Annotated in this window: 10 protein-coding genes; 6 read left to right on the top strand and 4 right to left on the bottom strand. The window is 67.9% G+C overall.

The window, feature by feature from the left end; translation table 11 throughout:
• Positions 1-174: 174 nt before the first annotated feature.
• Positions 175-765 (bottom strand): malonic semialdehyde reductase, encoded by a 591-nt coding sequence (locus ABB25_RS10795; RefSeq protein ID WP_057666667.1) that lies wholly within the window; start codon positions 763-765, stop codon positions 175-177.
• A 143-nt stretch (positions 766-908) separates the two neighbouring features.
• Here ABB25_RS10795 and ABB25_RS10790 point away from each other — a divergent pair, with 143 nt between their 5' ends.
• Positions 909-1,868 (top strand): mitochondrial fission ELM1 family protein, encoded by a 960-nt coding sequence (locus tag ABB25_RS10790; protein WP_057666665.1) that lies wholly within the window; start codon positions 909-911, stop codon positions 1,866-1,868.
• Between the two features lie 178 nt (positions 1,869-2,046).
• Complete coding sequence (locus ABB25_RS10785; protein WP_057666663.1) at positions 2,047-2,610, top strand: VUT family protein; 564 nt, start codon at positions 2,047-2,049, stop codon at positions 2,608-2,610.
• A 6-nt stretch (positions 2,611-2,616) separates the two neighbouring features.
• On the opposite strand, the gene glnE is transcribed toward ABB25_RS10785, so the two are convergent.
• Entirely contained in the window at positions 2,617-5,436 is a 2,820-nt protein-coding gene (glnE, locus tag ABB25_RS10780) for a bifunctional [glutamate--ammonia ligase]-adenylyl-L-tyrosine phosphorylase/[glutamate--ammonia-ligase] adenylyltransferase (RefSeq protein WP_057666661.1), read from the bottom strand.
• 317 nt (positions 5,437-5,753) lie between these two features.
• Between glnE and scpC the strand changes: the two genes are divergently transcribed.
• The gene (scpC, locus tag ABB25_RS10775; RefSeq protein WP_057666659.1) at positions 5,754-7,268 is read left to right on the top strand and encodes a succinyl-CoA:acetate CoA-transferase ScpC; all 1,515 of its coding nucleotides are present in this window, start codon (positions 5,754-5,756) and stop codon (positions 7,266-7,268) included.
• A 108-nt stretch (positions 7,269-7,376) separates the two neighbouring features.
• Here scpC and ABB25_RS10770 read toward each other — a convergent pair whose 3' ends face one another.
• Positions 7,377-7,682 (bottom strand): ArsR/SmtB family transcription factor, encoded by a 306-nt coding sequence (locus tag ABB25_RS10770; RefSeq protein ID WP_057666656.1) that lies wholly within the window; start codon positions 7,680-7,682, stop codon positions 7,377-7,379.
• A 96-nt stretch (positions 7,683-7,778) separates the two neighbouring features.
• Here ABB25_RS10770 and ABB25_RS10765 point away from each other — a divergent pair, with 96 nt between their 5' ends.
• A complete protein-coding gene (locus ABB25_RS10765; protein WP_057666654.1) occupies positions 7,779-8,150 on the top strand; it encodes a carboxymuconolactone decarboxylase family protein in 372 nt (123 codons plus the stop codon).
• Here the strand turns inward: ABB25_RS10765 and ABB25_RS10760 are convergent.
• The gene (locus tag ABB25_RS10760) at positions 8,135-8,407 is read right to left on the bottom strand and encodes a GIY-YIG nuclease family protein (RefSeq protein ID WP_057666653.1); all 273 of its coding nucleotides are present in this window, start codon (positions 8,405-8,407) and stop codon (positions 8,135-8,137) included. The two genes, ABB25_RS10765 and ABB25_RS10760, sit on opposite strands and share 16 nt — an antisense overlap.
• Positions 8,408-8,612: 205 nt before the next feature.
• Between ABB25_RS10760 and ABB25_RS10755 the strand changes: the two genes are divergently transcribed.
• Both ABB25_RS10755 and ABB25_RS10750 read left to right on the top strand, forming a co-directional pair.
• Positions 8,613-9,812: an MdtA/MuxA family multidrug efflux RND transporter periplasmic adaptor subunit gene (locus ABB25_RS10755; protein ID WP_057666651.1), complete on the top strand. Its 1,200-nt coding sequence runs from the start codon at positions 8,613-8,615 to the stop codon at positions 9,810-9,812.
• Positions 9,809-12,904, top strand: a complete 3,096-nt coding sequence (locus ABB25_RS10750; protein ID WP_057666649.1) for a multidrug efflux RND transporter permease subunit — start codon at positions 9,809-9,811, stop codon at positions 12,902-12,904. The genes ABB25_RS10755 and ABB25_RS10750 overlap by 4 nt, the downstream gene beginning before the upstream one ends.
• Positions 12,905-12,906: the final 2 nt, after the last annotated feature.

The following is a 12,906-nucleotide window of genomic DNA, read 5'->3' as shown; positions in this document are numbered from 1 at the left end:
GGGTGGTTTCAGCCGGGGCCGGGGCCTGCTGCGAGCAGGCGGCCAGGGCAGCAGCCAGGGACAGCGGGAGCAGCAGCTTGGTTGCGGTGTTCATGGGAGTTTCCTTGGAGGGATGGATGGATCCGGGGAGGTGTTACAGGCAAAACAGGCAGTGCAACAGCAACCGCAGGCACCTCACTGGATGCGTGCGGCCTCATCGAATGACAAACGCGGTGAACGCGGGAACAAACCCTGCTCGGACGGGTAGCCGAGGTTGACCAGGAAATTGCTGCGCACGCTGGTGCCGGCGAAAAACGCCGCATCGACCTGGGCATGGTCAAAGCCGCCCATCGGGCCGGCCGCCAGGCCCAGCGCGCGTGCGGCCAGGATCAGGTAGGCGCCCTGCAGGGTGCCGTTGACCAGCGCCGGGTTGGCGCGGTTTTCCTGCGGGCCGTCGAACCAGCTCTTGGCGTCGGTATGCGGAAACAGGTACGGCAGCTTCTGGTGGAACTCCAGGTCGTAGCCGACGATCACGGTTGCCGGTGCAGCCAGGGTCTTGTCACGGTTGCCCGCGTCCAGTGCCGGCAGCAGGCGCGCCTTGGCCTGCGCGCTGGTCACGAACACAAAGCGTGCCGGGGTGGTGTTGGCAGCGGTCGGGCCCCACTTGAGCAGCTCGTACAGCTGGCGCAGGGTGTCATCGCTGACCGGCTTGTCGGCAAACGCATTGGCGGTACGCGCGGTGCGGAACAGCTGATCCAGTGCTTGATCGGAGAGAGCGGTAGACATCAGACAGACCCTTGATGGAAATGTGGCATGCAAGCCAGCGTTGAACAGCGAAAACCGGTCACAATGGCTTGGCCATGGCCGGCAGTGTAGACGTACACCATAAGTGGAACACCCGATAAAATCGGAACGGATTAACAACAAAAGTGCAACAACCTAGCCCGATCCAGGCCATTACCGATGGACGCGCCGGCAATCTCCGACAGGCGGTAGCGCTGGCGCGTGCCTTGCGCCCGGGTACGGTGACACGCCTGGCCCTGCAACCGCGTGCACCGTGGCGCTGGGCCGCACCGCGCTGGCTGCCGGGCGCCGACCAGGCCTATGGTGCGGAATTTTCGGCGCTGTTGGATAGCCCGCCAGCGGTGGCCATCGGCTGCGGCCGGCAGGCGGCGCTGGCCCTGCGCCAGCTGCGCCAGCGTGGCAGTGCGGTGGTACAGATCCTCAACCCGCGGATCAACCCGCGCCACTGGGACCTGGTCATCGCCCCGGAGCATGACAACCTGCGCGGCTCCAACGTGCTGACCCTGCAGGGCAGCCTGAACCCGGTGACCGATGACTGGCTGGCCTGGGGCCGCGCCGCCTTTGCCCACATCGGCCAGCTGCCCGGTCCGCGCACGGCGGTACTGGTGGGTGGCCCGACCGACCACGCCCACTGGGACGAAGCGGCGATGTCGGCCTGCTTTGCCCGGATTGCCAGCCAGATCCGCGCCGAAGGCGGCAGTGTGCTGGCGACCACCTCGCGGCGCACCCCGGCGGCAGTGGCGCAGGCCATGCTCACCGCCTTTGCCAGCCTGCCGCGGGTGATCTGGAGTGATGGCGGCGATGGCACCAACCCGTATGCCGGCCTGCTCGGCTGGGCCGACCGCATCGTGGTCACCCCCGATTCGGTCAACCTGCTGTCCGAGGCCTGTGCCACCCGGGTGCCGGTGAGCGTACTGCTGGCCGACAGCGCGCGCGGCCGGATGACCCAGTTCCAGCGCAGCCTGCGCGAGCGCGGCCGGCTGCTGACCGAGCTGGTGCCGGTGAGCAATGCCCGGCAGCCGATTGAACCGCTGCGCGAAACCGGCCGGATTGCTGCCGAGGTGCGCCAGCGCCTGGGGCTGTAGCGCAAACCGCGCCTGCGCGATGCGCGGCCTGGCGTTGCGCGCGTGCACTGCGGGTTGCGGCGTGCCGGAAGGACCTGGCCTGGCCAACCGCTGGCGCCGGCCTGCAACGGCCGGCTGTCGGCCACGGTAAAGCCGATCAGGGCGATAATCGCCGCCCGCCTGCTTGCCTGCCCCGCCGATGTCCCTGCCCGCTGCCCCGCTGTTTGCCCGCCTGCGCCACCGCGACCTGCTGATCGCGGTGCTGGCAATGGGCGTGGTGGTGCTGGGCTCCAACATCCTGGTGATGTACCCGATCAACGACTGGCTGACCTGGGGCGCGTTTTCCTACCCGGTGGCGTTTCTGGTTTCCAACCTGGTCAACCGCCGCTTTGGCCCGCAGGCCGCGCGCAAGGTCGCCTGGGCCGGCTTTGCGCTGGCGGTGCTGGCGTCGATCTGGCTGGCCAGTCCGCGCATCGCCATCGGCTCCTGCCTGGCCTTCATCGCTTCGCAGCTGCTGGACATCGGCGTGTTCGACCGCCTGCGCCAGGGCCGCTGGTGGCGCGCACCGCTGGTGGCCAGCGTCTGTTCGGCCACCTTGGACACGGCGATCTTCTGGAGCGTGTCCTTTGCCGGGCAGCCGCTGCCGTGGCTGAGCTGGGCGCTGGGCGACCTGGCGGTCAAGCTGGCGATCGCGGTGTGCCTGCTGCTGCCGTTCCGCCTCGCCCTGTGGAAGCTGGCCGCAGCCGGCAGCGCGACCCGCTGAGCCGCGTCACCCGACCGCTGGCGGCTCGCCGAGCATCAACCCGACCCGCGCACAGGCCGCGGCAATCGCCGCCCCGGCCTGCTCGATGGCCGGTGTGCGCGCCACAATGCGCGGCCGCCGGTCCAGCGTGCAGCCCAGGCCGCTGTCGAGCAGGATGGCGTGGGCGCAGTGCAGACCGGTCACGCTTGCCGCATCCAGCCAGCCGACCTGGCCCAGCGCATCGATCAGGGCCTGGCTGCTGGTCTGCGCCAGCAGTGAGGGCTGCGTGGCCGCCAGCGCCAGCACCCCGGTCTGCAGCAGGAATTCCAGGTCGACCACCCCGCCGGCGCCCTGCTTCAGGTCCAGCCGCGCCGCATCGCTGCGGTCCAGCTCGGCGCGCATCCGCGCCCGCATCCGCACCACGTCATCGACCAGCGTCGCCCAGTCACGCTGGCGGCCGAGGGTGGCGGCACGCACCGCGGTGAAATCGGCCATCAGCCCGGGATCACCGGCCACCGCGCGGGCACGCACCAGCGCCTGGTGTTCCCAGGTCCAGGCCCGCTCGCGCTGGTATTCGGTGTAGCTGGCCAGCGAGGACACCAGCGCGCCCTTGCCGCCATCCGGGCGCAGCCGCACATCGGTGTCATACAGCCGGCCGCCGGCGGTGACCGCGCCGAGCAGGGACATCATCTTCTGCGCCAGCCGCGCGTAATAACGACCCGGGTCCAGCGGCCGGCGGCCATCGCTGCCTTCGCAGCCGGGCGGCTGGTCATGCAGGAACACCAGGTCCAGGTCCGAGCCAAAACCGAGCTCGTTGCCGCCCAGCGAGCCATAGCCAATCACCGCAAAGCGGCCACCGGCGATCTGCCCGTGCGCCTGTTCAATTTCGGCCAGCGCCATCCGGTAGACGGTGTCGACCACCGCATCGGCCAGCTGGGCCAGCTGCGCGGTGCAGGCCAGTGCATCCTGGCGGCCATCGTGGAAGGCCAGCGCCATGCGGAAACTCAGCGCCAGCCGGGTTTCATTCAAGGCGCGCAGGGCGCTTTCCGGATCATCGATCTGCAGCGCGGCGGCGCAGGCGGCGCTGACCTGCGCCGGCGGCGGGATCGGGCCACCGACGCGGGTATCGAGCAGCTCGTCCAGCAGCAGCGGATAGCCGACCAGGCGCTCGGCCAGCAGCGCACTGCGCGAGAGCACGTTGACCAGCCGCGCCAGCGCGCTGGGCTGCTCATCAAGCAGGGCCAGGTAGGAGGTCCGGCGCAGTACCGCCTGCAGCAAGCCGAGCACGCGCTTGAGCGCGGCATCGGCACGCTCGGTATCGGCAGCGGCCTGCAGCAGCGCCGGCAACACCCGGTCCAGCCGCGCCCGCGCCTGGTCCGACAGCGAGGCCACGCCATGGCCGCTGGCAAAATCGCGCAGTGCCTGGTCGGCGCCTTCGGCATCGGCAAAACCGGCCTGCGCCAGCACCTGCACATCCCCGCCCTCGGGCAGGTCGCGCCAGTAGCCGGTCAACGCATCCGGTGCGGCCTGGCCACGCCGCGGCGCCAGCAACGCGGCGAACTCGCCATTGACCCAGTCACGCACCGGCTGCCAGGCCGCCAGCAGGCCGGCCCAGTCGGCATGGCCCAAGCCACGGGCGATGCGCTCGCGGTCCAGCGCATCTTCGGGCAGGCGGTGGGTCTGCGCATCGCGCAGCATCTGCAGCCGGTTTTCCAGCACGCGCAGGAAACGGTAGGAGGCCATCAGCCGCTCACCGGTGTCCGCATCGATCTGGCCGCTGGCCATCAGTGCCTGCAGTGCCGGCAGCAGCCGGCGCTCGCGCAGGGCCGGCTCGCGCCCGCCACGGATCAGCTGCAGCGACTGGGCAAGGAATTCGATTTCACGGATGCCGCCGGGTCCACGCTTGATGTCTTCGCCCATGCCCTTGCGCGCGACTTCGGCATTGATCGCCGCCTTCATCTCGCGCAGGCCGTCCAGTGCGGTGAAATCCAGATAACGGCGGTAGACAAACGGCCGCAGCGTGGCCAGCCAGGCCTCGCCGGCGTCGATATCGCCGGCCACCGCCCGCGCCTTGAGCCAGGCATAGCGCTCCCAGTCGCGGCCCTCGCGCTGGAAATACTGGTCCATGCCGGCAAACGACAGCGCCACCCGGCCGGCATTGCCGAACGGGCGCAGGCGCAGGTCGACGCGGTGGCAGAAACCCTCCACGGTGGTGTCATCCAGCAACCGGGCCAGGCGCTGGCCGAGGCGGGCAAAATATTCCTCGGCGGCCAACGGCCGTGCCCCATCGGATTCACCGCCCTGCGGGTAGGCGTAGACCAGGTCGATATCGGAAGAAAAGTTCAGCTCGCCGCCGCCGAGCTTGCCCAGCCCGAACACCACCAGCCGCTGCACGCTGCCATCCTCGGCGCGGACCACGCCGTGGCGGCTGGAAAATTCAGCCTCCAGCGCGTCCAGCGCCAGGCCCAGGCACTGCTCGGCCAGCACGGTGGCGCCGGCCAGGGTCGCCTCGACCGGATCCAGCCCGCCCAGGTCACGCCAGATCAGCCGGGTCGAGGCCGCGGCGCGGTAACGCCGAAGCAGCACCGGCCACTCGCTGGGCTGGTCCGGATCCAACCGCGGCGGCGCAATCGGCGGACAGCCGGGGGCCAACAGCTGGCCCAGCAGCGCAGGCTGGCGCAGCAGGGTGTCGATGGCAAAGTCGCTGGCGATCACCAGCTGCTGCAGTAGCGCCTGTTCGCCGGCAGCAAGCGGTGCCGGCAGCTGGGCCAGGATCGGCTGCAGGCGCGCCAGGGCGCGCTCCACGCAGGCCTGCAGCGGGGGGGACAATGGGGCGGCAACGGTCATGGCAGGCAGTTCGCAACGGTCAGGGGTGGATGGCTGTCGGCAGATCGCAGGCAATAAAAAGCCCGCTTGCAGCGAACTGCCAGCGGGCCCTGCTCCCTCCCCCACGTCGGGATGCAGGGCGATCTTGGCGGGGCAATCGGCAACTTGCACGCTGCAGTGCAAAAAAAGCAATACCTGCGAGGACTTGCCTTATTGCCTAGACGTATTGAACTGCCCGCCATGTTCGGCAATCACGTGGCCATTACACCAAGGTCGCACACCTTCTGGGCCGCCAGATGGCCGATAATCGGCCAACCCCATTCGATGTTGTATAGATCATGTCTGTAGCTCGCATCCACAACGCGCGCATGCGCGATCTGGTCGTCTCTGCCGAGGCCGCCGCCGCCTTTATCGGGCCGGGCGAAACCGTCGCCATGAGCGGCTTCACCGGTTCTGGTTATCCCAAGGCCGTGCCGATGGCGTTGGCCCAACGCATCGAAGCCAGCCACCAGGCCGGCCAGGAGTTCAAGATCAACCTGCTGACCGGCGCCTCCACCGCACCGGAGCTGGACGGTGCACTGGCCAAGGCCGAGGGCCTGGCCCTGCGCATGCCGTTCCAGACCGATCCGGACGCGCGCAAGCGCATCAACAGCGGTGAGCTGGATTACATCGACATCCACCTCTCCCACGTTGCCCAGCACGTGTGGTTCGGTTTCTACGGTGATATCGATACCGCCGTGGTCGAGGTCAGCTCGATCCTGGAAGACGGCTCGCTGGTGCCGGCCACCTCGGTGGGCAACAACAAGACCTGGCTGGACCTGGCCAAGAAGGTGATCATCGAGGTCAACGAGTGGCAGCCGGAAGACATCCTCGGCATGCACGATGTGTACTACGGCACCGCACTGCCGCCGCACCGCAAGCCGATCCCGCTGGTCAACGCCGATGACCGCATCGGCCAGCACACGCTGAAGGTCGACCCGTCCAAGGTCGTGGCCGTGGTCTACACCAACGCCCCGGACCGCAACAGCCCGTTCAAGCCGGCCGATGCGGACAGCAAGCAGATCGCGACCTACCTGATCGACTTCCTCAAGCACGAAGTGAGCAAGGGCCGCCTGCCGCACAACCTGCTGCCGCTACAGTCGGGCGTGGGCAACATCCCCAACGCCGTACTCGCCGGCCTGGCCGAGAGCGGTTTCCGTGGCCTGACCGCCTTCACCGAGGTGATCCAGGACGGCATGCTGGACCTGCTCAAGAGCGGTGTGCTCGAGTACGCCTCGTGCACCGGCTTTGCCCTGAGCCCGGAAGCCAACGAAGAGTTCAAGCGCAACATCAAGTTCTACCGCGAGCGCATCATCATGCGTACGCAGGAGATCTCCAACCATCCGGAACTGGTCCGCCGCCTGGGCTGCATCGGCATGAACGGCATGATCGAGGCCGACCTGTACGGCAACGTCAACTCCACCCACGTGATGGGTTCGCGGATCATGAACGGCATCGGCGGTTCGGGCGACTTCACCCGCAACGGCTTCCTGTCCACCTTCCTGAGTCCGTCGCTGGCCAAGGGCGGCGACATCTCGGCGATCGTGCCGATGGTCAGCCATGTCGACCACACCGAGCACGACGTGTCGATCATCGTCACCGAGCAGGGCCTGGCCGACCTGCGCGGCCTGGCGCCGCGCAAGCGTGCCCGCGTGATCATCGACAAGTGCGCGCACCCGAGCTTCCGCGATGCGCTCAATGATTACTTCGAGCGTGCACAGCGCGACGGTTACGGCATGCACACCCCGCACCTGCTGCCCGAAGCCCTGTCCTGGCACCAGCGCTATATCGACACCGGTTCGATGAAGAAGTAAGCGCCCCCGCGCTGCAGGAAAACCACAACGCCCGGCCCATGCCGGGCGTTGTGCGTTGAGCTGCCAGGGCTCGTTGCCGGCAGCCGTGAACCGCGGCGGCGGGCCCGGTTACGGGCAGTAAATCCGCTTCAGCGTGGCCACCAGCTCGGCCACCGCCGGGTTGGCGATACGGTAGTACAGCGTCTGCGCCTGGCGGCGGTAATCGATCAGGCCCTCGGCACGCATCCGGGTCAGGTGCTGGGACAACGCCGAAGGGCTCAGGTCCACCTGCTCCAGCAGCTGGCCCACGGCCAGCTCGCCATGTTCGATCAACAGGCACAGCACCAGCAGGCGCCGCTCATTGCCGACCGCCCGCAACAGGGCAGCGGCCTTGCTCGCTCCCTCCTGCATGAAAGCATGGTCTTGTGAATCCATTGCCAACTTCCTCGGATGATCAAACGGTTGTAATTTAGCACATACTAATTTAACGTCAGGGCAATCCGGTTCCTCCACCCGACGCGGGAAGATGCCATGTCCATGCCTGACTTTACCCAACTGACCAGCCAGATCAGCAGCCACCTGGCGCCGCTGCGTGCCGGCCAGACCGACACCATGAAAGGTTTCGGCGCCCTCGGCCGTGCCGCGATGACCGCCGGCGCACTGGATGCCAGGACCAAGGAGCTGATTGCCCTGGCCATCGGTGTGGCGCAGCGTTGCGATGGCTGCATCGGCTTCCATACCAAGGCGCTGGTGCAGATGGGCTGCAGCGAGGCCGAGCTGCAGGAAATGCTCGGCGTGGCGGTGTACATGGGCGGCGGTCCGTCGCTGATGTATGCGGCCAATGCGCTGGCCGCGTTCCAGCAGTTCAGCGAGCAGGCCGGCAGCGCTCAGCACCCGGCCTGATCGGGAAGGAAGAAGGCCAGCTTGCGTGCGCGTGGCAGCTGCTTGAGCTGCCACTCCGCGCGCAAGGCGCTGCTGCGGTCCGGGTAGGCGCGGCTGGCCAGTACCCGCAATGGCCGGTGGGCACGCGTATAGCGCGCGCCCTTGCCGGCCTGATGGGCGGCCAGGCGCGCGTCGACATCGGTGGTGATGCCGGCGTAGTAACTGCCATCGGCACATTCAAGCAGGTAGACAAACCAAGAGGGGGAAACGGCGGCCATCGCGCGATTATCCCCCACCCGGCCGGATACATTTCGATACACCGCTGATGACCATGGTCATGCCGGCGCCGGTACCAGCGCCTGTACCATTGCCGGCAGGCGCGGCCTGCGCCATCCATCCGCCACGCCGTGCGCCCTGCCCGGCCAGCCGACGACACCCCATCCATCATGAGGACGCCCGGCCAGTTGCCGGACGCATATCGCCATGTCGCCATGTCATTCGTTCCGCTTCTCCCCCCTGCGCCTGCTGCTGGCCGGCAGCCTGCTGGCCCTGAGCGTTGCCGCCTGCGGCAGCCGGGACGAATCCGGCAATGCTGCGGGCGGCAGGCAGCGCGGTGAACGGGTGGTGCCGGTGCGGGTGGTGACAGCCAGCCAGCAGGACCTGACCGTGCGCATCAAGTCCCTGGGCACGGTGACTGCCCTGCACACGGTGACCGTGCGCAGCCGGGTGGAAGGCGAGCTGGTGCGCATTGCCTTTGCCGAAGGCCAGCAGGTGGCCGCCGGTGACCTGCTGGCGCAGATCGACCCGCGCGCCTATGAGGTGGCCCTGGCCCAGGCGCTGGGCACCCAGAAGCAGAACCAGGCCGAGCTGGAAAATGCCCGCCACCAGTTGCGCCGCTACGAAGAGCTGCACGCGCAGAAGTACGTGGCCGCACAGGACCTGAGCAACCAGCAGTCGCTGGTGCGCCAGCTGGAAGGCCGCCTGCAGAGCGACCAGGCCGCGGTGGACGAGGCCCGCCTGCAGCTGTCCTATACCCGCATCACCGCGCCGGTCTCCGGGCGCATGGGCCTGCGGGCGGTGGACCTGGGCAACCTGGTGCGCAGCGGCGATGCCGACGGCATTGCCACCATCACCCAGACCAACCCGATCAGCGTGCTGTTCACCATCCCGGAAAACGAACTGGGCCCGGTGATCGAGGCGGTGCGCCACAATCCGCAGCTGCCGGTGCAGGCCTGGGACCGCAGTGAGAAGCAGCTGCTGGCCAGCGGCAGCCTGTCCAGTGTGGACAACCGCATTGATACGGCCACCGGGACCTTGAAGCTGCGCGCGCAGTTCGACAACGCCGATGAGGCGCTGTTCCCCAACCAGTTCGTCAACATCCGCCTGACGGTGAGCAGCGCCGATGCCATCGTCATTCCCAACGCGGCAGTGCAGTTCGGCAGCGAAGGCACCTATGTCTACGTGATTGCCGCCGATGACACCGCCAGCCTGCGCAGCGTGCGCCTGGGCGCGGCCGAGGGCGAGAACGTGGCCGTGATCGACGGCCTGGCCGCCGGCGAGCGGGTGGTGCTGGAAGGCATCGACAACCTGCGCGAGGGGGCCAAGGTCGAGGTCGTGGCCGCCCCCGGCCAGACGCCGGCCCCGGCGGCAGCGGACAAGGCTGACCACGCGGCCCGTCCATGAACCTGTCGCGCACCTTCATCCTGCGCCCGGTAGCGACCTCGCTGCTGATGCTGGCCATGCTCATTGCCGGCATCTTTGCCTACCGCCTGCTGCCGGTGGCCGCCCTGCCGCAGGTGGATTACCCGATCATCCAGATCACCACGCTCTACCCCGGTGCCAGCCCGACGGTGACCACCAGCGCGGTGACCGCACCGCTGGAACGCCGCCTGGGGCAGATCCCGGGCCTGAAGCAGATGAGCTCCACCAGCTCCGGCGGGGCCTCGGTGATCACCCTGCAGTTCGCCCTGGAAGTGGACCTGGGCGTGGCCGAGCAGGAAGTGCAGGCGGCGATCAACGCGGCCAACAGCTTCCTGCCCAATGACCTGCCGATGCCACCGGTGTACCGCAAGGTCAACCCGGCCGATACCCCGATCCTGACCCTGGCCATCACCGCTGACGGCCTGAGCCTGCCGCAGGTCTACGACCTGGTGGACACGCGCATGGCCCAGCGCCTGTCGCAGCTGCCCGGGGTGGGCATGGTCAGCATTGCCGGCGGCCAGCGCCCGGCCGTGCGCATTGCCGTCAACCCGCAGCAACTGGCGGCCACCGGCATCGGCATGGCCGATATCCGCCGCGCCATCACCGCCGCCAACGTCAACCTGCCCAAGGGCAGCTTCGATGGCCCGACCCGCGCGATCATGCTCGATGCCAACGACCAGATGCGTTCGGTGGATGAGTACCGCAACCTGATCCTGAGCTACCGCGATGGCGCCCCGCTGCGCCTGGGCGATGTGGCCAGCGTCGAGCAGGGCCCGGAAAACCGCCAGCTGGCGGCCTGGTCGGGCACCACCCCGGCAATCCTGCTCAACATCCAGCGCCAGCCCGGGGCCAATGTGATCGGCGTGGTGGACAGCATCCATGCCCTGCTGCCGCAGCTGCGCAGCGCGATGCCGGCCGCGGTGACGGTGAGCGTGCTCAGCGACCGCACCGAATCCATCCGTGCCTCGATCAAGGGTGTGCAACACGAGCTGGTGCTGGCCATCGGCCTGGTGGTGCTGGTCACCTTCGTGTTCCTGCGCACCATCCCGGCCACCATCATTCCCTCCATCGCGGTGCCGCTGTCGCTGATCGGCACCTTTGCGGTGATGCTGCTGGCCGGCTATTCGCTCAACAACCTGACGCTGATGGCGCTGACCATCGCCACCGGCTTTGTGGTGGACGATGCGATCGTGATGCTGGAAAACGTGGCCCGCCACATGGAGATGGGCAAGAGCCGCCTGCAGGCAGCACTGGATGGTGCCCGCCAGATCGGTTTCACCCTGATCTCGTTGACCGTGTCGCTGATCGCGGTGCTGATCCCGTTGCTGTTCATGGGCGATGTGGTGGGCAAGCTGTTCCACGAGTTCGCCATCACCCTGGCGGTGGCCATCGCGATCTCGCTGGTGGTCTCGCTGACGCTGACCCCGATGCTGTGCGCGCGTTTCCTCAAGGCCAACCCGCACGCCGCCCACGGCGACAGTGCTGCCCAGGGCGACATCTTCGACCGCATCATCGCGCTGTATGACCGCGGCCTGCACTGGGTGCTTGCCCGCCAGCCGCTGATGCTCATTGCCACCGTGGCCACCCTGGTGCTCACGGCGGTGCTGTACCTGGCCGTGCCCAAGGGCTTTTTCCCGGTGCAGGATGCCGGACTGGTGCAGGGCATCAGCGAGGCGCCGCAGTCCATTTCCTTCGAGGCGATGTCGCGCCGCCAGCAGGCCCTGGCCGAGGCGGTGCTGGAAGATGCCGACGTCAAAAGCGTGTCCTCCTTCATCGGCGTGGACGGCACCAATGCCAGCCTCAACTCCGGCCGCCTGCTGATCGAGCTGCAACCGCATGGCCAGCGTGATGCCGGTGCGCAGGAGATCATTGCCCGCCTGCAGCAGCGGGTGGACCGCATTCCCGGCATCAGCCTGTACCTGCAGCCGGTGCAGGAGCTGAGCATCGAGGACCGGATCAGCCGCACCCAGTACCAGTTCGTCCTGACCACGCCCGATGCCCAGGCGCTGGCCCTGTGGAGCGGGCGCATGCTCGGCTACCTGCAGCAGCAGCCGGCACTGCGCGATGTGGCCAGTGACCTCACCGACCGCGGCCTGCAGGCCTATGTGGACATCGATCGCGATGCCGCTGCCCGCCTCGGTGTGCCGGTATCAAGCATTGCCGATGCGCTGTATGACGCCTTCGGCCAGCGCCAGATCTCCACCATCTTCACCCACGCCAACCAATACCGCGTGGTGCTGGAAGCGCATCCGGAGCAGCAGCTGGGGCCGGAGGACATCGGCCGCATCCACGTCACCACCAGTGACGGCAGGCAGACCCCACTGTCCGGCCTGGCCCGCATCGAAACCCGTGCCACCGCACTGCAGGTCAGCCACCTGGGCCAGTTCCCGGCAGTGACGCTGTCCTTCAACCTGGGCGAAGGCGCCTCGCTGGGCGAGGCGATGGCGGTGATCGAACAGGCGCGTGTCGACATCGGCCTGCCGGCCAGTGTCGAACTCCGCCTGCAGGGCGCGGCAGCGGCATTCGAGAATTCGCTGTCCTCCACCCTGTGGCTGATCCTGGCTGCGGTGCTGGTGATGTACATCGTGCTGGGCGTGCTCTATGAGAGCTTCATCCACCCGGTGACCATCCTCTCCACCCTGCCCTCGGCAACGGTTGGTGCCCTGGCCGCACTGTTGATTTCCGGGCGCAGCCTGGACCTGATCGCGGTGATCGGCATCATCCTGCTGATCGGGCTGGTCAAGAAGAACGCGATCATGATGATCGACTTCGCCCTGGAGGCGCAGCGCGAGCAGGGCATGAGCCCGCAGCAGGCCATCCACCAGGCCGCCCTGCTGCGTTTCCGCCCGATCCTGATGACCACCCTGGCCGCCTTGTTTGCCGCCGTGCCGATGATGTTTGCCAGCGGCTCCGGTGCCGAACTGCGCCAGCCGCTGGGCCTGGTGATGGTCGGCGGCCTGATCGTCAGCCAGGTGTTGACCTTGTTCACCACACCGGTGATCTACCTGTTCTTCAACCGTTTCGTGCGCGATGACAACCGCGTGGCCACGGCGCCGGAACAGGCCGGGGCCTGAGC

The sequence above is a fragment of the Stenotrophomonas koreensis genome, from assembly GCF_001431525.1.
GTDB lineage: Bacteria > Pseudomonadota > Gammaproteobacteria > Xanthomonadales > Xanthomonadaceae > Stenotrophomonas > Stenotrophomonas koreensis.
Note: the sequence above shows the minus strand (reverse complement) of the source record. Positions and strands in the feature narration are given on the sequence as shown.